Source organism: Paenibacillus polysaccharolyticus, assembly GCF_023714295.1.
Classification (GTDB): Bacteria; Bacillota; Bacilli; order Paenibacillales; family Paenibacillaceae; genus Paenibacillus; species Paenibacillus polysaccharolyticus_A.
Genome location: NZ_JAMAUN010000008.1, coordinates 19,395 through 40,529 on the forward strand (window position 1 = coordinate 19,395; position 21,135 = coordinate 40,529).

The window sequence follows — 21,135 nt, forward strand, 5'->3', positions numbered from 1 at the left end:
ACATAGACTCAATCAAGTTCAGACGGAGATGCCTATGCATTTCCAAGGGGCTAGGTTCTTCTTATGAAATGAACTTATCTAAATGAATATACAGAGGTGTAACGATTGGCAAACTTTGAACAACTGGGCATTCGCCCGGAATGGTGCGAGGTGCTGAAACATCAGGGCATCGCCGTGCCAACTCCAGTACAGGAGCGTTCCATTCCCGTACTGCTGGGTGGACGTGATATCATCGCCGAGGCGCAGACGGGCACAGGGAAAACGCTGGCTTTTTTGCTGCCGATTATTCAGAAAATTAACGTATCCGACCGCTCTCCGCAGGCCCTGATTATTGCGCCTACGCGTGAGCTGGCATTGCAGATTACGGAAGAAGCGAAGAAACTGACCGCGAACGATGACAAGCTGCATGTGCTTGCGGTATATGGTGGACAGGATGTAGAAAAGCAGTTGCGCAAACTGCAAAACGGAACGCAGATCGTTGTAGGAACACCAGGGCGTCTTCTGGATCACTTGCGCCGTGGTACCTTGAAGCTCGATAATGTGAAAAAGCTGGTGCTGGACGAAGCAGATCAGATGTTACACATGGGCTTCCTGGACGATGTAGAAACGATTTTGAAAGAATTGCCGCATAGACGTCAAACGATGCTGTTCTCGGCAACGATGCCTAAGGGCATTCGTGTTCTGGCGAAAAACTACATGAAAGACCCGGAGGACGTGAAAGTTTCCTCCAAGTCCGTGATCCCGATTCATCAAATTCGCCAGCAGGTGCTGGAATGTACAGATCGCGGCAAATTTGATGCTCTTCGTGGCATGATTGACACGTATCGCCCGTATTTGGCGATTATTTTCTGCCGGACGAAGCGCCGGGCTTCGAAGCTGAACGAAGATCTGAGAGAAGCAGGATATGAGAGCGACGAGCTTCACGGGGACTTGTCCCAATCGAAGCGAGAGAATGTCATGAAAGCATTCCGTGATGCGAAGCTGCAAATTCTTGTGGCTACCGATGTCGCCGCACGCGGTTTGGATGTTGAAGGGGTTACCCACGTATTCAACTACGATATTCCGCATGATGCGGAAAGTTATATTCACCGTATCGGTCGTACAGGCCGTGCAGGTGGAACGGGTCTTGCCGTGACGTTTGCAACCCAGCACGACAGACCGGAGCTTGCTCGGATCGAGGAAGGTACGAATCAGAAGCTGAATCGCATCCAATGGACAAGCGAAGGACCAGTCGCTTCTACGGGAGCTTCTCGCCGCGTAATTAATAGCGAGGGCAATGATGAGCGTGGTGGGCGTACTGCCGGGACAGGCAGTGCCCGTCGCGGTGCAGGTCGTAACGACCGCCGAGATGGTGGCCGTGGCGGTCGTGGTTCGCGCGGAGGCGAAGGTGGCCGTAGCGGTGGACGCAGTGGCGGCCGTAGCGGTGACGAGCGCAGCGCAGGCCGCGGATCGGCGCGCAGCAGCGACAGCAGTCGCGGTGCAGCAAGCCAAGGCCGCAGCAGCAGTAGCCGCGGCACAAGCCAAGGCGGCCGCGGTGGAGCAGGCCGCGGCGAAGAGCGCAGCAGCGGCGGCTGGGCCGGCCGCAGCGCCGACAAGCGCACCGCTGGGCGCGGCGGCGCTGGTTCGGGCCGCTCGGACTCCGCTGGACGCGGTCCGAGCAGGGGCGACCGCCGCGATTCTCGTCGCGGGCGGTAATACACTGGCGCAAGCGGCGATGCAGCCGCATGTTGTGCTAGAGGCATCATAGCCATGCACCGCAGAAGCGGATGCCGCATGGCTCATATCGAGAGCGTTCGGGTACGTCATCGTACCGAACGCTCGAACCAAGGGTCGCGACGGAAGCACGTCGCGGCCCTTTTTTACAATCAGGATGCACATGCACTTATTCACACGATGTGAACCGCACTCCAGCCTTCACTCGTTATACAGTCACCACGCTATGATGGCTCCAATACTGCTAGTTTTGTTGTGAGATAGTCGCCAGTTAGTCCATTTATACCTCAATGTTGTCACATGATTGCATTCAACTGCCGCGAAACTTCGCCTTCTATCACGTTTCATATTAGTCAGCTTTTAACCTCACCAAACTAACGTTTTATTTCATTCCCAAGCGCTAACGATCACGAGAAACCTTATTTAGCTTTTTTTGGGGATTGAAAAAATCTAACGCTCAGGAGAGAAGCTATTTGGAGAAAAAGTCGCAAATGAAGCGTGAATTGTGGTGATTTCAGCGAAATAAGCTTCCTGGAGATCGTTAGAATTTCTAGAGTGGCAATTTAGTCGAAATAAGCTCCCCTGTGATCGTTAGAATTCGCACAATATGAACCAGAACGACAAAACACCTCATCCTAGACCTAAGGACGGGGTGTTTTTGGTTTAAAACTTATATGATTAAAAGATGGCACGATATCTTGCTTACTAGATCACAACAATGCAGGGAAGCTCGGTGTACCGTTCGTCTATAATTAAGGAGCTGATTTGCATTATTTTACTTACGGGTTAACTGGTTATTACACGCGGTTTGCCCACTTTTTATGAATCCGACTCTGAACGTAAGCCAGTCTTGATACGATATAGACCGGCTTGTTGCACAGACGGTCACCCATGGACATCAGCATACTGGTCGCGGTATTTCTCGTTATATACCCGGCCGACGGACTCCGCGAGTCCACCGCGTGCCTTGGTTGGATAACGTTCAATTGTATGATAGAGACGCATGAACCGGTCTTTAGGCATGAAGCGAGCATAGCGGGTGATCAGACTGGGAAACAGTTCAATATATTTGCTCTTACGCACGGCCGCGGCCGCCACGGCGGTCAGAATCTGGATGCCATTATGCAACTGTAAAATGTGAACCTCATACGTGGCGATATACCGAATCGCGTCTTCACGGATCAGTTCCGGCTTCAGCCGGGCAATTTCACCAATATACTCGGCGAGCAGCCGCTCGAAGTTCTGGAGCAGTAGCGGTTTAAGTTGCAAGTCCATATCGCTGCGTAACAGGAAGGATTGCAGTAACGCGATCTGTTGCAGACGAATCCGGTCGTTATAGATCAGGGAGCCGATCTCGCGCAACATCTCGTAGGCGAGTGCCTCGTCCTCTTTTCGCGCTTCGGCAACAAGGGCCCAGTTCCGATTGATCCCTTGGCGAATGATCTCTTCGTCCAATCGTAGCAACTGTCTCATTTCGCGCTGCTGTTCAATCTGGAATGAACGCTGCTGCAAGAAGATCAGGCCGCCGAACAGTAACAGCGTCACCGTAGCAGCGATCATAGACTGGTCCAGCGTTTCACCGAAATAAGTAGCTGCGGCGCCGATCAAAAGAACAAAGAAAGCATCACGGACCATCCTGCGTTTTACTCGTGAACTTGCTTTTTCCTCTACGGTGACAAGGGTGCTACGTCCGCAGGAAGTGCACTGATCTTCCCAGAGGCAGGTATATTGCCCGCAGCGTTTGCAGATATGCAACTTTTGGTAGGCATATGTCGTTCGATAGAAAGGCCGGATGGATACTACTTTTTTCGTACTACTCATGCTCCATCACGCCCACCATTTAGAATATTGTACAGGGTACGATCCGTGTCTTCACGGGAGACGGGCTTTCGCCGATGAACCTGAAACGTGATCACCTTGATCACAACAAAAAGAAACACTATGGCGAGGCATACGTATGTAACCATAATTCCGTCCCTTTCTAAGGCTTGAAGATCAAGCGCTGTTATATTGCGGTTTGTTGGTAATAGCTATATCATATTTCCATAGTTGGAATTTGAATTCCAACAAAAGCGCTAAAATCGTCGATTTTTGTCAGACATTACAAAATTGTAACTCAGAATAGGGGTGCTTTTCAGATTTTATTAGAAGACTGTTAAGATTTCCTTAAGGCTTGACGCCTATAATAAACTATTCGCATTTTAATCTCAAACGTGAAGGAGTACAGCCCATGCTGCGGATACGCAAAAAACGCTGGCTTAGCGGAACTCTGGTTCTGCTGGCATTACTAACCCTGCTGCTGCCTTCGGCATTGCTCCCCCAAGCGGAAGCTGCCCAGGCACAAACGAGTGGAATCGACGCGGTGCTTGTAGCCGATGTCAGCAACTCGATGAATACAAGTGATCGCGACAAGATCAGTAACGAAGCGATGAAAATGTTTATAGATATGCTGCCCACCGTCGGCGATAAAGTAGGTATCGTGGCTTATACCGATCAGGTGGAGCGAGAAAAGGCAATGCTTGAGATTCAGTCTGACGCAGATAAAAGTAATCTGAAAGACTTTATCGACCAGCTTGGCAGAGGCCCATACACCGATATATCCGTTGGTGTTGCGGAGGCTATGAATATTTTGAATCATGGGGCTGACGCATCACACTCGCCCATGATTGTACTGTTGGCGGATGGCAATAACGATTTCAACAAAAGCAAAGGACGCACCCAAGCCGAGTCGGATGCGGATCTGGCAAAAGCCGTCAAGGATGCGCAAACGAAAGGCATTCCAGTATACACCATCGGACTCAATGCCGATGGCAAGCTGAACAAAAATGCACTTGCAGACCTTGCTAAACAAACGGGAGGCAAGTCGTTTATTACCGATACACCGGATGATCTGCCGCAGATTTTGAGTGAAATTTTCGCCGATCATGCCAAGCTGAATGTTGTGAAGCTACCTTCTATAACCGGAAACGGCAGTTATCAGGAAGTTACCGTGAACGTGCCGAATGACAGCGTGCTCGAAGCCAATATTTCCATCATGTCTTCGAAGCCAGTACAGGTACAGTTAACCGATCCTTCTGGCAAGAACGTAAACCTGAATTCGAATGAGGCCAAGCTATCTACCTCCAAAAGTTATTCGCTGGTGAAGCTCTTGAAACCTCAGGAGGGCGACTGGAAACTTCGGGTAAAAGGGGCTCCCAAAGACAGCATCGATATCAACTTGCTGTTTAACTACGATCTTCAACTCGTTGCGGACCCAATTAAGACCAAGTCCTATACGAAGGGCGACAAGATCGACCTGTCAGCGAGGCTGGAAAATGGCGGTCAACCGCTACAAGATAAAGATCTGTACGCGGACATGAAAGCCACGTTGATCGTGAATGACAAGGACGCAGGCAAGAGTGAGGAGCAAGCGCTGAAGAACACCGGCTCCGGTTTTGCCGGAACCTTTGAAGTGCCGGACAATCACAACTATGAACTGATCATCCGTGCAGAGGAAGACAGCTTTTACCGTGAAAGTGCACCGATTGTCATTAATGCAGGGGGCACAGGCGGAAGTCAGGCACAACCGACAACGCCACCTGCTGCGAATGATAAGCCGTTCCCTTGGTTGCCCGTCATCCTGGGTGTGATTGCCCTGATCGTGGTGGCGGCCTGCGGTTGGTTCCTGATGGGCTGGCTGAAACGCAAAAACCGCGGCTTTGTCGGTCAGATCATCGTGGAGATTCGGGATGAGAACACTGGAGATAAGTCTTATCCGCAATACAAAAAACTGGCATCCTTCCGGGGCAAATTCCACCTGCATCAATTGCTGCAGCTTGACCCTGAACTGAAGGAAACCGAGAAATATATATTCACTCCTGGCAATGGAGACCGATTGATCATCCGCAATACCGCAGGAGGTACGCTGGAGAAATCAGGTCGTGCGGTAGATGCAAGCTCAGGCGTTGAACTGAAGAACGGTGATCGACTGAGCATCCCGCTGCAACAGGCGGATAAAACGATTTTGATTGAGTATTTGGTGTGACGTGTTGGAGCTCATTGAATGAGAGCTTTAAAAGACAGATTTCAATTTACACGTTAACGGAGAGGACAGAAAAAAGCTGGAGAAGCGAAGCGTTCGCCTTTATCACCGGATATCAACCTTGAAAAACATATTCAAAGATATCCGGGGATAACAGCGATCGTAAGATTATTCTGTCATCGGAGTGGCAAGTGTAAATGATATTTCTAGTCTTTTTAATTGAAATACAGGGAGGATATTGAATGAAACCGATCGTGAGAGAACATATTCAACAACTGGATGTATCACTGGGCGGAGGTATCGTCAGTGAGAAAATCAGGGTCGATACGATTGACAACCCTATTCTGATTATCGGTCTGGGCGGAACGGGAATTGACGCGCTACTGCGTCTGAAATATCAGATCAATCGTCGTTTCAAGCTGCCACAAGACCCGGTGTCCAAGAAAAAGATGGAGAAGCCGGACAATGTCGAATTTCTGGCGTTTGAGACAAACGAACAGGATCGCGCGAAGAAATACAGAGGCATCGGACTTGATCCGATCAACGAATTTGTACTGCTTTCGAATGCCGAGATTGGTGGCCTTTTGCAGAACCGCAGCGTGCTGGAGCCGTATATTACAGACTGGCTGTCTCCTGAACTGAGCATCACGGACGGTATGAACGGAGCCGCAGGGGTGCGTCAGGCTGGACGTTTGCTGCTGTTTACGAAGATCAATCAAGTCGTACAGGCCATCGATAAAAAGATCAAAACATTATCCGTTGGTACGAACAAAAAACTGATGGTATTCCTGCTCACCGGTCTGTCCGGTGGTACAGGCAGCGGCTGCTTCCTCGATATTTCCTATATCGTGCGCGGCATCATTGAGCGGGATCACGGCTCTGCCGGGATTGACCGCGTCAACACGCTCGGTTACCTGTTCACGCCTGACGTGAACCTGTCTAACAAAAGCCTGAGCGAGCATACACGCGAATATATTCGCAAGAATGGATATGCAGCGCTCAAAGAGCTGGATTACTGGATGAACGTGGACAGCCGCGGTGAGCGGTTTACACAAAAGTACGGCAACATTTTGGCCGTGAACTCACCGTTGCCGCCATTTAACCTGTGTCATCTGATCTCGGCGACGAATACGGAAGGCAAGTTACTGGAGAATGCCTACGACTACTGCATGAACGTTACGGCGGAGAACATCACCAACTTTATCTCAAGTGAAGAGAAGCAATCGGGTGAGGAATTTGCGATCCATGACTATATTAGCAACATTCGCACCAACATCGCACAGATGAACAAAGTGTACCCGGCCAACTACGATTACAACATCATCGGCGCATCTTCGGCTGTACTGCCGATCGAAGAGATGACAACATATCTGGCATACCGGATGTTCGACAAAATGAGCACGATGTTCTCGAAGGCACCGAATCAGGAAGATACCGAGAAGTTTGCGCGTAAGCTGGGCATTGATCTCGAAAGTGTCGTCAAATCCTTCGAATCCCGCGTACCCGAACCGCTTCCGGGTTACCAGAACAGCGAACGCCTGTCCTATGGCAACGTGGTGAAATCACAGGTCGTCAACATGGATACGGAGCTGGAACAGAACTTCCTGGCACGTGCCCGTGAGGAATATATCAAGGCGAAGAAACAGCTTCCGGGCGAGATTGCGGGTCAGTTTACAGAGCAGATTCGGCGCATGTTTTTGCATCCTGAGCAGGGGCCGTTCTATGTCTCTCGTTTGATTTATACCGAAAAAGGATTCTGTGTACTAAAAATGATTCAGTCGTACATCGAAACGCTACGGGAAAATGCGTTCCGCATTCCACGTGATATTGAAGCGGCTCAGGAGCAATCCGAAGAGAAGCTGGGTGATGCGAAGAGTGCTTTTGTCTCCAAAGAGAAGAAAAAGAATGCTTATATCGAAGCGAAGATTCATGAATACTGGTTGCACGCCGATGTGGAACGCAACGACCAGATGATCGAGTTCTATGAAGATCTGTATGAGCTGCTGAATCAAGAGAACAGTCGCATTTATAACGTATTTTCCGAGACGCTGAATGCACTCAGCTCCATCTTTGCCAAGAACGGCGATCTGCTGACACGCGGCGAAGAGCAAACGGATCATAAAGGCAACAAAACCTATTATTGGAACGTGGTAAGTGTACCGGATATCGTGAGCGTGGTGGACGGGTTGCTGGACAAACGCGACACGGATGATCTGATCCGCGACTTCTCGCGTGAGTTGCTGGAGAATTCCAGCCAGTGGGTGAAGGAAAACGAGATTGATATCGTCAGCTCCATCTCTGATTTCCTGAGTGAAAAATTCGGTGATCTCATTACTCGCTCCATGGAAGATTTCCTGGTGATCAAATACGGGAAAGACGAGTCCGTTGAGAAATTCGTGGAACGTTTCATCGCAGGCAAGCTGGATGACGAGGCCGTGCCAGTGTTTAATCTGAGCAATAGCACAGGCAGTCTACATTTCCCTTCTTGGGGGTTTGTGTCCGTGCCAGCACAGGCTCCGGGTATCTTGAAAGGGATTCGTAACTACCAGAACAATGCCGTAGGCAAATCTCACTTTACTGTTAAAGAAAGCGAAGTGCGGAACCGTATTTTCTGGCTGAATACACGCAACGGGGTACCGCTCTTTGTATATACACCGCTCAAAGTGTATGAAGAGAGCTACGAACGCACGATTTTGGACAAAGAGGGCATTGGACGCCATCTGGTGCAGACGGAGAAAAATAACTGGACGTACCTGCCTTCTCCAATCCCGGAAAAGTCTTGGGGAGATGTGTACGAGAATGCCCGCGTGAAGCACTATAATGCACGGGTTCGCAATGAATTCGAGCAAGCGCTCGGTTATAACATTGTCACTGCCAAATCGCAGGATGAAAATACAAGTAACCGATATGCGATTGTCACAACGGGACCGTTTGACCTGTCTGCCAAGCTGGCTGCTTACGACATGCGCCTCACATCGAACGCACCGAATCTGGGTGAGGTGAAACGAGCTGTTATGGAGCTGAAACGCCTGCAATCCGAAGGACTGCCGCGGGTGGATGTGAAGGATATTTTCGGAAGTATTAATGAAGATATGGCGAAAGAAAACCTTGTACGCTCTCCACAGCTTATCGCGCGGGTACGTGAGGAACTGGCGAAGATGAATGCAATCACTGCGAAAGTGGCTGAACTGGAAGGCATTCTCGCACAGTATCAGGATGAAGAGCAGTGGTATGATCGCTTCATCGAAGCACTCTATACAGATACGATTGTTAAAAAGGGTGCACTATACGTCTATGACCGTGATCCGGAGGAAGACGCATGGGAACCGTTCGCTAACCTGATGAAAAGCCGTAATTTCGCTGAATACGAAGTGTTTGGCAACTTCCGCGGCCTGTCCGAGAAGGATCGCAGTACATTGCTACGCAAATCCTCCCGTCGCGACAACGACCTGACCGCATCCGAGGATATTACACCGCTCCTGAGCAAGCTGGATGATCTGGCGGCACTGTTTATGGAGTCGCGTGATCGTCTGGAGTATGAACGGGTAGAACTCGCGAACGGAGAAGACATCTACCAGTTCTACAGAACGATGTCGTCGAAGCTGAACGATATTCGCAGAAGGCTGAAATAAGGTGGCTGATGGTATGAATGTACCAATGAATATGCAGCAAAAAGAAAACGGGATGCAGCACGCCTTAAAGCGTGAGCTTTACAAGTACGCTGCCCGGTATGCCTTAGAACAGGAACGCCATGGAAGCCAAGGGGATGGACGCAGCAGCATCCATTACCCGGCGCTGTTCCTTTTTGTTGGTGATCTGGTGAAACCTGCGGTGTCCGCTGTGCATGATATTAACCAGTTGAAGTGGGATAACGAAGACGGTGTAGTATACGTACACATTGGGACAGATGATACATCGAATGAAGCCGATGCGGGAAATGCATCGAGTGCTTCAAGTGATTCGAACGCATTGCATCCAGTAGATGCAGTGAATGAAATGAATTCGTCTCACAATCACGAGAAAGCAAGATTAGGTTATGGGGCCGAGTCATCCTATGAAAACGCTCAGGTCACGTACCACCGTTTACCAATCTCCACCTCGCATTCACAGCGGAGTTCTTCCAAAACGCTGCGCAAGGATGTACACCGTCGCTTTCACGAGTCGGCAGCGGCGCTTTTTGGATTAAATCGAATGATGCGGCGGGTAAGCAACCGTATTGCTGAATATGGACGGCTGTATTCGTCCTTTGATCGAATTTACGTAACCGTCATTACCCGGGCCGATGATCCGCTGAATGTACTGTTGCCGGAGATAACGAAGCTGGCCGAGACCATTCTGGCACAGTCTTTCAAGTCGGTACAGACGGATCTTCATGTGCTGGTTAGCGAGATGGAGCAGGTCGATTCCTTTGGATATGCCAGCGCAGCGGGACTTGCTTTTCTGCGTGAGCTCGATTACATGCAATCGTTGGATTACATGTTCAGCGGCAAGTTGCTGGTGACGGAGGACGGGATATCCATTCCCGTAACCCATCCTGCAGCGCCCTTGTTTGATCTGGTCTATGTACTTTCGGACAAAAACGAACGTGGCACCGGTGTACCTGGCGGCTGGATTGAAAATGCCGAGATCATCTGCCGCATCTGCCTGCTGAAGAACCGAAAGCAGGAGGAAAGCTATGAAGACCGGGCTGCCATCGCCAGCACGGGCGCGAATACCTACAATAATACGTCGTTTAAAAATAATATCCGTACCACCTCGGATCAGCATGGGTATGCCAGTGCAGGTTTTGCCGAGATCAGGCGGCCGAACAAACCGATTGCGCTGACCGTGCTGTACCATCTGTACCGTTATCTGCTCAGCCGGATGCAACAGGAGCCAGACTGGAGCATCAAGGACAAAATGGCCTTTTTCGGACTGGATGCCTCCTCCGTGGAACGTAAGGTGGAGGGGCTATTGCCAAGCGAAGACCTCGTTAGTGGCATGAGCGGCATCATGACGCATAATCGCAGCTTTGCTGAACTCAAGCCGCTCTCTTTAAGAGAGGCTGAGCGAGCGCTATATGGAGAAGGAGCGGAAGCCTACTTCCGTGAAAATGTTGTCCGTCCGGTGCAGGAACGTGTACGCGAGCGCAGTTCTTCGGGGTTGCTTCGCCGTCAAGCCGAGCAGTCTCATATGGAATATCCCGAAATAGGATACTTTCAGTGGGCTGCCTGGAGCGACGGTGAGCCAGGGAGTGTTCGTGAAGCTCTGCTCGCCCTGATTCGCGACAAATCGATGCAACTCGAATCCGCACGGGCACTGATGGAACAGCGTCAGCAAGAGCGGGTGGAGGATCAACCGATCAAACGTGCGCTCTTCCGCGACAAGCAGAACGTGCGCAATCTAATCGATTGTTTACTGGAACGAGTATACGAACCCAAGGTAGACCTGCTACGGTTGGAAAATGAACTGCATTTGCTTCGTATCTACGATACGGAAATGGAAGAACTGCATCGCTACAGCCGTCAAGTTACAACCTCACTTGAAGCGCTGGAGCGTACATTGAATGAAGTAGCGGAAGAGAGCATTGCCGCTGCTGACGAATACATTGGTCAGAACGTCATGGAGTATTACGGCAAAGTAACGGAAGAACTGATCGCCGATCTGGAGGCAAGACGGGGGCGGGAAGTATGGTTCGAGGATCGCTACATGGGAGATATGAATGAGCTTGCGATCAAAGGCAGTGACCGTTTGCTTGCACGCTTAATGGAAGTTTGCCGTGACTTGTTGCTTTCCGCGGAACCGCTACGCTTGTCGTTTGAAGAGGAACTACTGCAACGAGCTAATGTGACGATTACGTACAGGGATCGGGATGTGTTGACCCGTGATGATCTATTCCGCAGGCTGTATCGCACATTGGAAGATCAGGCCGTTGTTCGGATACGGGTGTTCGACTATACGCAAGAGCATCGGTATGAAGAGAAGTACTTTTTTGGCGATCATGACAGTGCTTTTATGGACTACGCGGCACATGCCGAGGAAACCTCACGCATCTACAAGCTGGGTGTGGTATATGAGGAACGTAGCAGCGGGGTAGAGAAGCTTAATCTGATGGGTGGTTTCCATCTGGAGGATCTTATGGTGTACCGTAATGGTAAGGTGTACTACGATTCTTATACGGAAAATGGTTATGAGCTTCACCCTGCGGAGCTAGCAGAGAAACTGTCTCCGCTTCGGTAGCGGAATGAAAGAACATATAGCACCATGCACGTTGGAAAGGGGCATCCTGTTAAGGGAGTGTAGAGGTAAACCATCTTTAAGTTCAACTTGCTTAGATTAAGCAGAGGTGTCCTTTTATATTTCTTGGGTACTAAGTCAGCCCGCTTCTGGCGGGCGTTGAGAAAGGATGCATGCAGACATGCAGCGAAAAATCAATCTTCTCCTGGTGCTGTTCAGCCTGATTGGCGGAGCAGTCGGTTTTGCGGCAGGAGAAATCATGCTGCATCAGTGGCTTGGGGAAATGCCGCGCCTGCTGCTGATGGGGTTATATTTCGGTGTGCTAGCACTTAGCGTGGGGCTGTTCTGCCTGCTGGCAGAGATGATCTCACCAAGACTGAACGGTGCTTCGTGGAAGCTCAGGTATCTCAGCTTGTCCTGGAAGCTGCTTGTGCCTGCAACGCTAGCACTGCTACTGGTTGTAGGGATGGGATTGCAATTGCTGTACCAGATCAATCCGGGCGGAGCAAAACAGGTCAAAGACATCATATTGATGATCGATAATTCAGGCAGCATGAACGAGACTGATCCCAATACCGGGCGGTTTGAAGCAGCCAAGACGCTCATTAATCAGATGGAGAGCGACAAACAGGTGGCTGTCATTACGTTTGATGATCAGCCTCAACTGTTGCAGCCGTTTATTGCCGTAGATAGTGAAGCTGCCAAAAGCGAAGTGAATAGCAAAATCGACGGCATTGTCACCACATCCGGGGGGACGAATTTTGATGCGGTACTCCGGGAAGGCATGAAACTGATCGAAGGCAAACAAGATCCGAAACGGGGAACAGTCGTTATCCTGTTATCGGATGGATTCAGTGATGCTGATATCGCAGGCATTTTGCCGCAATATGTACAGGAACAGGTGGCTATCCATACTGTTGGTCTGAGCCTGGTAGACCCTTCGGGTACGGATTTGCTTAAGAGCATTGCTCAGCAAACCGGCGGGATGTACTATGATGTACCTGACGCAGGTGGGCTGAATGTCGCGTTTCAGCAGATTTACGATACGATTGATGAACGTACTCTCGTGACGGAGCGTACAGGTGCGATGGAACACAGTATGTATCTGGCCATTTTCCGTGTTGTGGCTTTGCTGCTGATCGGTGTGGCGCTTGGCGTATCCCTTGGACTTGTGTTTGATAACCGTCATCTTGCACTCAGCTTCGGTGTAGGTGGTGCAGTGTCTGGTTTGCTAGCCGGACTGTTACTGGAGTGGGGGTTAAACGGTTCTAGTGTGGGTGATGCTTTCGTTCGATTGGGAGCCATGCTGATCCTGTCAGGTATACTTACCCTTTTCTCCTGGATTGTTCCGATCAAAGAGAACACACCACGCAAGAGCAAAGGGCGCCGGGATGCTGGCCGTGGAACTTCTTCTGCGGAAGGATTCGGTAGGCGGCCAAGAGATACACGCAGCAAAGGATTCTAACATCGGGGAGGTCAACGGAATATGCGGTTTATGAATGCAGATGCAGATCCTTCGGCTCCCCGGATTCGAAAGTTGACGCTCGCAGTAGACGAAGGTCGTTGCACACTTCGCTGGCTCTGGCCGGAGCAACTTGAGGCGGTATACGTGGAACGATTGGAACTTAATCTTATGAATACGGATCGTGTGGGTGAAGAACACAGGAGTGTTACTGATTATGGAGACGATGCGGGCGGATCGACACAGGGCAAGCTGAAGCTGTATACGCGAGAGGAGTACAAGGCGAATAACGGGTATGTGGATCGAATAACCGGCTTTGGTGCGATCCAGTACACGGTGTACGCATGCCAGATGCATGAGGATGGGCCTGTACTGATCCGTCAGCAGGATGAAGATAATCAGGGCATTGCAAGTGCAGGCAAGGCGGATATCCGCTTTGCCATTCGCTATAAGAGCGGTTTTTTTCAGAAACGCAAGACGGTGTTGATCACGGTAACTGCTGAGGTACCTGTGCCTAAAGAAGCGCTTTGTTATGTTCGTAAACAAGGTGGCGTTCCGCTGAACAAGGACGATGGAACGGTATATCCATTTGTGAGTGATTTTGTACCGGGGAAAAATGAAATGCCGCCCGTGGAAGTGGCCAAAGACGACTATATCAGGTTATTCTTCACGGACGGCCCCAAGTACGGAGCTGCCTATCGGCTGATATCAGATTAAACAGACATGACGACTGAAGTTGAGCTTTCAAGCGATTGGAAGGTTGTTCTGTCATCGAAGTGTACCGTGTAAATAACTCCATTTAACTTGGATGTATTTTACACAGATAAGGGGAGGGGAGTGTCTATGAGTTTTTTTAGCCGGTTTTTGAAGAGACAGCAGCCGGAGGAACGGCCGTTGTTCTACGATATCGTATGTCCATACTGCTTTAGCAAATTCTCACCGGAAGAGGTTGTGTTCCGTGCGGCTCACCATCGTGATGATGACGAGGATTATGCACTCGGAGAAGATGCCAAGCTTAACCGATATCGTGAACGCTTTGGGCTGGATACGGTATTTGATATGGAAGCTGTACTGTCACCTTATGATGTACCGGAGGAGCACCGAATCTATTCGGATAACATTGTCATGGGCTTGAATGATCGTTACGGTGTGATGACACGCCGCCGTCTGTGCCCGCATTGTCATAATGAGTTGCCTGTAACAGCGGGGAAGGCGCCAAGCAACATCATTTCGATTATTGGTGCATCCCAGGTCGGGAAATCCGTGTATATGACTTCCTTAATTCATACGTTGCAGCATTATACTGCGGATCATTTTGATGCCGCTTGTATGCCGCTCAACGCAGAGATTAGCCGCCGTTTCCGTGCGGATTATGAAGAACCATTGTTTGAACGAGGCGACCTGCTGGATTCCACCCAGAAGGAAAAGCTGCAGGAGCCATTTATTTTTCAGTTTGTGTTCAAGGACGAGGATAAAGCGCCGCTGACCCTGGTGTTTTTTGACGTAGCGGGTGAAGGTATGGTGGAACAGGATTATCTGGGCTTGCACGGACAGCATATCAAAAACTCGGCAGGCATTCTGTTTATGGTTGACCCGCTCCAGATTCGTTCGATCCGGGACAAAATCCGCATTAACCTGGGCAACGAACCGGGTGAATGGACCCCGAAATATGATGAACCGCGCGACGTGGTGCTGACCCTTTTCGGTGACTTTATCGCTTATCAGGACAAGGCCAAGACCAACATTCCAACCGCTGTGGTACTCACCAAAAGTGACATGCTGCACTCCCTCAAGGATGAGGAGGGCGATTACATCAAATCAAACAGCAATGTGTTCCGCAACATGTTGCACCGTGATTGGTTCGACCTGACCGAGTTCGAGAATATTGACGGTGAGATTCGCCGTTTTATCGAGAAAGTAGATCGTCCGTTCAAAGGCACGATGGATGTGTACTTCAAGGACACTGCTTATTTCGCCGTATCTGCGCTGGGAAGTAATCCGGTAGATATGAAAATTCAGGGTGTGGTCAGTCCCATTCGTGTGGACGAGCCTTTCCTGTGGTTGTTATACAAACTCAAGTACATTGAGGGGAGAGTGGGATGATGCGTTCTTCCAACACTCCGCCCATTGAACAGCAGATGTACACAAGAGAGCGGCGCGGGGTATTCCGGACGACGGAGGGATTCGATACGGTGGCTGCATCACCGGGGCTGGACCCTTCTTTTATCAAAAAAGTACTTCATCCTTACTGTGTCTATGATGCTCCTGCGGAGTTGATAGGCCGAAGTGAGAAGGATGAGAGCAAGTATCCGGCTTCGATGCACCTGTTACATCTGGAGAGCGGCGAGACCATTCTCGGGCAAAATGTGTATCAGGCTGCGGATTTTACCGGCCTGCGCAGCGCGTTTTTCGCTCACAATTATGTTCTATCACCGGCAAGCTCGGAAGAATATATGAAACGTGGCGACTGGCTAGATGCCGTGTTCGCCAACTCATATGATATCGAGCAGGGTACAGAGCTACCTGCACTGACAGCATTGCCTTTAGCGACAGAAGGTGGAGCAGGACTTGGAACTGAACTGCCCGGTGGTAGCTTTGAGGCAAACACGTCACCGAGCCAGATTCTAAGTGCTCTGAAAATGGACGAGACATTGTTCAAGCGTATGCTGTATGCCGTGATGCAATCTGTGGCGGCACGTCGCAAAGTATACATAGCGCTTGATTTACCAGCAGAGGAAGTAACGGCGGGAGCAAAAGCTTTGCTGCGTCTGCTTTACAAGGCATTACCCTATGCGTTCCGACGGCAGCTTGGTTTTATGACGTTTGCTAAGGAGCCACAGGCGAAGAAAGGTATTCATGTGCAATTTGTGGAGCGTGGCACATTGCGTCCCAAAGACCGGAATACAGAGAAGGATTTTACCTTTGATCTCGTCTCTGGACGTGTCACACACGCAGACGCTTCAGTCGCGAAGCTGCCTTATGCGGAATTCGCCTGGTTTTTGATGCAGGATCAGGCAAGGTCGGAAGAGTTTTATGGATTTGCTGATGAAATGCTGGCAGGTATGGAGCCTGGGCGGGAATTTTCCATCGAAGCCTACGGCGAGTTATCTGTATTTTACAGCCTTGAACAAGGGGTAGAGGATTTATATCTGAATAACAAGCATGAAGTCCTGAGCGGCTTGCTGACGTATCTGAAGCCGGAGGGCGGATTACAGCAGCGTTCACGTCTGAACGAACTGTTCTTGACCTTGCTCAGCCGGGAATTAGACAGTGTACGGCGGGAAAATGTACCCGAGGAAGCGGTGGCCTCCCGCATCGGCGAATATTTCCGGATTGCTGCACCTGTGGTGAAGGCCCGGATTGTGGATTATTTTATCTACGCCGTGAACAACGCACGAGCACAGAAACGGATGCGTGCTGTGCAAGAGCTGTATACCATTCTGGATCGGGATGCTCAGCTGAATCAGGCCTTCTTTGATAAGGTGCTGGGTAATGCTTCGTTAACGAAATTGCTGTTTGAGCCATATCTGGACAATCAGCTGAAACGTACCGAGACGGCAGCGGGCGTAATTGAGCTTATTCAGCGATGGGTTACGGCCCATCCGTCTGCGATCCAATCCGCTTTTTTGGTGGAACGCTCTTGTACCGAGCTACGGGAAAGACTGTGTTCTGCACCCAATCCGGTGCAATCGGCGAATGAAGCTCTTCAGCGGGTTAGCGTTTTGGACCTTATCACCGAGAATGGTGAGCTGGAATCGGAGATTACCGGATATATCGGGCAAACAGAATTTTTAGCCGATTCAGGGCAGCAGGCTATGACTATGCATTCTTCCAGCAAACCAACCGCCTCATCCCTTCGTGGACAACAGACTGCATATCAGGAGGCTTTAACCAAGCTGGCTGACAAGCTTGCTTATGTCATCAACCTATTTATGATCCAGGATCTTGATCTGGAACGGGTGAATCGGGAGCAGTTGTTGCAGATCGATATTTTGCAGCATGAGCGTGAGGTTCGGGACTGGGCGGTACGTCAAGGCTCCGATGTCGTTGCAAGGACCAATATGATGCTGGCAGCCAGAGCATGGCTGAGCGGTTATGATAATGCGGAAGAGAGCATGGAGTCCCTATCTCTTGCTGAGCGGGATGAGCTTCAGCGCTGGACCCGCCGCTGGCTCGCGGCTGAGCTGCATAATCACCCGGGAACGGCAGCGTACGAGGCTTTGTCTTTGGCATTCTATCGCGGGGGAAGCGGCAGTAATCGGCTCGATTATACAGGTCTGATCGATTTTGTACGCAGCCATACAGGGCACCCTGAAGAGATTTATACGTTTTTTGAATGGTCTGGTGCGCAGCGGATGTTTGTTCGTGGTTCTAACGCGCATAAAGGGTATGCGGATGCCATCATCCTTTATTTCAAAACCCATGATCGGGAAGCGTTCCGATCCAAGTCAACTTTTAAGCCGTACTATGCCAAAGCAGGAAAAGCGCTGAGGCCGGTCTATGATCGTGCCAAAGCAGAGCTGGCCTCTCCCCTCATGCGCATGTTGACGGGGAGAAAGAAAAAGCGCTGGTTAAGCTTACTGTTACTAATCCTGATTATTGGAGTTGCAGGAGGTGCTTATGCTCTGATGAACCATTCATCTGAACCTCAGGCACAGCCACCGGTAGATCGGGAACCAGCGGCTACCTCGAATCCCGAGGAGAAGCCGGCAGACTATATTTCATATATTGCTGCCGCCAATAAGAAGGAAGGGTCTAAATCAACCTCCCAAATAGTCATCCGCTTCCGGAGCGAGACGGGCGGAATTCCTTTTGAGAAGGGGAACCTCCAGCTGCGTATGGATGACGGAAGCGCGAAGGAACTGGGTGTAACAGATCAGTGGACGAGCTTGGATGATAGTGGAGACACAGCTACAGCAGATGATCCATCTTTAGGTACAGCAGGTTCAACAGGAACGGGAAATGAATCCGAAGCAGATACGAGTCAAAAATCAGAAGACTCTACGGCTAACATGACAGACAGAGCCAAGCAGCAAGGGGACACCCAGACGAATCAAACCGACTCAGATTCCTCAAGTACATCGGATGATAAAACGAATGAGACACCGTCACAAAATCAAGGCAATCCACCCGATAATTCATCTGAAGTAAACTCATCGGAGGGTTCGACTGAAACGGACAGCTCCAGTCCAAAACAATTGTCTGCTGCGGATGCAGACCGTTTGTATCCTTATGGTATACAGCTCACGCTCCCGGAAGAAATCAACCCCGAACGTGTTGTGAGCATAGAGCAGGGCGCTGCTGGGTCGGAAATTACGATCATTCTGATGCAGGAGCCACACTAAAGTTAGGATGAGCTATCTACCTATCTACGAATAAATTAAATGATTTGAATAGTAGCCCACACCATATACCGCGTTCATTAATCGATAAAAATAACAGAGAGATGATCCTGAAACGAAGGTTTCAGGATCGTTTTTTATGTGAAGAGCAAGTCTTCATTTCAGGTGAGTGTATACAGAGGATTGTGAGAAAATCCGTTCGGTTCACAAATTAGACATAATTTGATTGATTCAAATTAAGGTCATTAGGCGAGCGGTGAAAAATAGCACGGAATCATTGAGAAATGATCTCATATAATAAGTGTCATGGCAGCCATTGAGATACGTAATTTGAGCAAAAAATGCTTTATACCATCAAAAAAATTGGGATTTTCGGTTGACAAGTGATAATGATTATCAGTATCTTTAGTGTAGCAGATTAAACATTTTATTTTAAAAGGTTAAAGCGTCGGAAAATTCAGAAGTATTGAATCAGTATATAATTTCAATTTCGTTGTCGTTATCATAGCCGGAATACATACCGGGATTAATGAGAGAGGGATGATCGCATGTTTCGTCTGGAGACGTCCAAGCTGGATATCGCTTATGAGGAAAGACTTATTGTTGAGGATCTGAACATTCAGATTCCCCAAGGGAAAATTACCGCACTTGTGGGAGCCAACGGTTCGGGGAAATCAACGATACTGAAGACGATGGCGCGTATTATGTCTCCGAAGGCAGGCAGCGTGTTACTCGACGGCAAATCCATCCATAAGCAGTCTACGCGTGAAGTTGCCAAGCAACTTGCGATTCTGCCTCAGAATCCTACAGCACCGGAAGGGCTGACCGTTACAGAATTGGTTTCCTATGGTCGTTTCCCTTATCAAAAAGGATTCGGTTCCATGCGTGCAGAAGACAAACGCATGATTGAGTGGGCAATCGAAGTGACTGGCATGACGGAGTTCCATGACCGTCCGATCGATCAGTTGTCCGGTGGACAACGTCAACGTGCCTGGATCGCTATGGCACTTGCACAGGAAACAGATATTCTGTTCCTGGACGAGCCGACAACCTTCCTCGACATGGCTCACCAGCTTGAAGTATTACAGTTACTGGAGCATCTGAATGCTACCGCTAATCGTACCATTGTGATGGTCGTCCATGACCTGAACCATGCATCCCGATATGCACAGCACATGATTGGTATCAAGCAGGGTAAAGCGATTGCTGAAGGTTCACCTGTAGAAGTAATGACCTCAGACGTACTGCGTGAAGTGTTCAACATTGAAGCCGACATCGTTATGGACCCGCGCTCCAATGTACCGCTTTGCCTGCCATATGCGCTCGCTGGGGAACGTCCAAAACCCGTTGCTCCTGAGACCAAGGTAGTGAACAGTGCGATGGTTCATGCGGCAGGTCGTGCGGAACATCGTGTGCAAGCAACAGGTAGTTAAAATAAACGAGTCGGATCGGATGTACGATCCTGAATTATAGAAATGAAGCCGCTGTGCGCTGTTAGCACGCGGCTCATTCGCATTCACAGGAGGTTTTTATTCATGGGCGCTATCAATTATACCTGGCTTGAACAATATGCACGTATTTCGACTAAACCTGCGTCAAATCCCATTAACAATATAAATTTGGCTTCGTTATGCGATGCAGAGCAGGCAAGAGATATGCTGACAGCATACAACGAACATTTACGTGCAGATAGCTTGCAGACCACAGCGGTATATTTCATGCATTCCGTTCGTGGACTGCTGTTAGGCATTCACTATGTAAACGCGATGTGTGACTCGCTGCTGGATCTCTCACTGGATAATATCCAAGTGCAGCTTATCGTAAAAGATGGGTATCCTGCATTTCATTTTCAACTGTTAAATGATACTGAACAGGTTCATCCCGCACCACCCATTAACGGCGAGCCTAACTCAGTCGTAGCTTCTACATCTACGCGCCAGGCGATGCTCACAGCTTATTATGGAGAACAGCTTCGACCTTTAATTGAAGGGGTGGCACTGGCTGGTGGGGCGAATACAGGTCAGATGTGGGCACAGCTGGCGTCGATCCTGAGATGGTTCAAAACGCTGGCTGTCCAGATGGAGATTACAGATCAGGAGCGAGAAGCTGTTATTCAGGGATATGAGCATGTGATTACGATGCCACCGGAAGTGCTGGGATTACGTAAAAACCTGTTGAAATTCAAGCCGGTAGAAATCGACAGCCCGTATCAACCGGGGGAGAAGGTGTTAATGAAATCAACATGTTGCCTGTATTATAAGGTGGATGGAGGCCAAGATTATTGTTACACCTGTCCCAAACTGAGTAAAGCCGAGCGGCAAACACGATATGAGGCGATTGTGGCTTCCCGGTAAATTTGAAGTTCACACTTGAACACGTTT

General features: G+C 49.6%; 11 protein-coding genes. 10 read left to right on the top strand and 1 reads right to left on the bottom strand.

Annotation, left to right across the window (positions count from 1 at the left end; all coding sequences use genetic code 11):
* Nucleotides 1-105: 105 nt before the first annotated feature.
* Nucleotides 106-1,695 (top strand): DEAD/DEAH box helicase, encoded by a 1,590-nt coding sequence (locus tag M3629_RS18605; RefSeq protein WP_251509296.1) that lies wholly within the window; start codon nucleotides 106-108, stop codon nucleotides 1,693-1,695.
* A gap of 903 nt (nucleotides 1,696-2,598) precedes the next feature.
* Here M3629_RS18605 and M3629_RS18610 read toward each other — a convergent pair.
* Complete coding sequence (locus M3629_RS18610; RefSeq protein ID WP_251509298.1) at nucleotides 2,599-3,534, bottom strand: hypothetical protein; 936 nt, start codon at nucleotides 3,532-3,534, stop codon at nucleotides 2,599-2,601.
* A 409-nt stretch (nucleotides 3,535-3,943) separates the two neighbouring features.
* On the opposite strand from M3629_RS18610, the gene M3629_RS18615 reads away from it, so the two are divergent.
* The 9 genes from M3629_RS18615 (at nucleotide 3,944) to M3629_RS18655 (ending at nucleotide 21,108) form a co-directional block, all read left to right on the top strand.
* A complete protein-coding gene (locus M3629_RS18615) occupies nucleotides 3,944-5,737 on the top strand; it encodes a vWA domain-containing protein (protein WP_251509300.1) in 1,794 nt (597 codons plus the stop codon).
* 239 nt (nucleotides 5,738-5,976) lie between these two features.
* Entirely contained in the window at nucleotides 5,977-9,366 is a 3,390-nt protein-coding gene (locus M3629_RS18620; RefSeq protein ID WP_251509302.1) for a tubulin-like doman-containing protein, read from the top strand.
* A 13-nt stretch (nucleotides 9,367-9,379) separates the two neighbouring features.
* Entirely contained in the window at nucleotides 9,380-11,953 is a 2,574-nt protein-coding gene (locus M3629_RS18625) for a transcription initiation factor TFIID (protein WP_251509304.1), read from the top strand.
* 178 nt (nucleotides 11,954-12,131) lie between these two features.
* Nucleotides 12,132-13,415, top strand: a complete 1,284-nt coding sequence (locus M3629_RS18630) for a vWA domain-containing protein (protein ID WP_251509306.1) — start codon at nucleotides 12,132-12,134, stop codon at nucleotides 13,413-13,415.
* A gap of 21 nt (nucleotides 13,416-13,436) precedes the next feature.
* Entirely contained in the window at nucleotides 13,437-14,129 is a 693-nt protein-coding gene (locus M3629_RS18635; protein ID WP_090924167.1) for a beta-mannanase, read from the top strand.
* A gap of 126 nt (nucleotides 14,130-14,255) precedes the next feature.
* Nucleotides 14,256-15,515, top strand: a complete 1,260-nt coding sequence (locus tag M3629_RS18640) for a TRAFAC clade GTPase domain-containing protein (protein WP_251509308.1) — start codon at nucleotides 14,256-14,258, stop codon at nucleotides 15,513-15,515.
* Complete coding sequence (locus M3629_RS18645) at nucleotides 15,512-18,757, top strand: hypothetical protein (protein WP_251509310.1); 3,246 nt, start codon at nucleotides 15,512-15,514, stop codon at nucleotides 18,755-18,757. The genes M3629_RS18640 and M3629_RS18645 overlap by 4 nt, the downstream gene beginning before the upstream one ends.
* Before the next feature lie 545 nt (nucleotides 18,758-19,302).
* Nucleotides 19,303-20,187 (top strand): ABC transporter ATP-binding protein, encoded by an 885-nt coding sequence (locus M3629_RS18650; RefSeq protein ID WP_090924170.1) that lies wholly within the window; start codon nucleotides 19,303-19,305, stop codon nucleotides 20,185-20,187.
* Between the two features lie 102 nt (nucleotides 20,188-20,289).
* Nucleotides 20,290-21,108 (top strand): ferric iron reductase, encoded by an 819-nt coding sequence (locus M3629_RS18655; RefSeq protein WP_251509311.1) that lies wholly within the window; start codon nucleotides 20,290-20,292, stop codon nucleotides 21,106-21,108.
* Nucleotides 21,109-21,135 lie beyond the last annotated feature (27 nt).

Excerpts from the sequence above, each read along its gene's own strand:
- M3629_RS18610 (WP_251509298.1), bottom strand. The coding sequence starts at position 3,534 with ATGAGTAGTACGAAAAAAGTAGTATCCATCCGGCCTTTCTATCGAACG.
- M3629_RS18615 (WP_251509300.1), top strand. The coding sequence starts at position 3,944 with ATGCTGCGGATACGCAAAAAACGCTGGCTTAGCGGAACTCTGGTTCTG.
- M3629_RS18620 (WP_251509302.1), top strand. The coding sequence starts at position 5,977 with ATGAAACCGATCGTGAGAGAACATATTCAACAACTGGATGTATCACTG.
- M3629_RS18625 (WP_251509304.1), top strand. The coding sequence starts at position 9,380 with ATGAATGTACCAATGAATATGCAGCAAAAAGAAAACGGGATGCAGCAC.
- M3629_RS18630 (WP_251509306.1), top strand. The coding sequence starts at position 12,132 with ATGCAGCGAAAAATCAATCTTCTCCTGGTGCTGTTCAGCCTGATTGGC.
- M3629_RS18635 (WP_090924167.1), top strand. The coding sequence starts at position 13,437 with ATGCGGTTTATGAATGCAGATGCAGATCCTTCGGCTCCCCGGATTCGA.
- M3629_RS18640 (WP_251509308.1), top strand. The coding sequence starts at position 14,256 with ATGAGTTTTTTTAGCCGGTTTTTGAAGAGACAGCAGCCGGAGGAACGG.
- M3629_RS18645 (WP_251509310.1), top strand. The coding sequence starts at position 15,512 with ATGATGCGTTCTTCCAACACTCCGCCCATTGAACAGCAGATGTACACA.
- M3629_RS18650 (WP_090924170.1), top strand. The coding sequence starts at position 19,303 with ATGTTTCGTCTGGAGACGTCCAAGCTGGATATCGCTTATGAGGAAAGA.
- M3629_RS18655 (WP_251509311.1), top strand. The coding sequence starts at position 20,290 with ATGGGCGCTATCAATTATACCTGGCTTGAACAATATGCACGTATTTCG.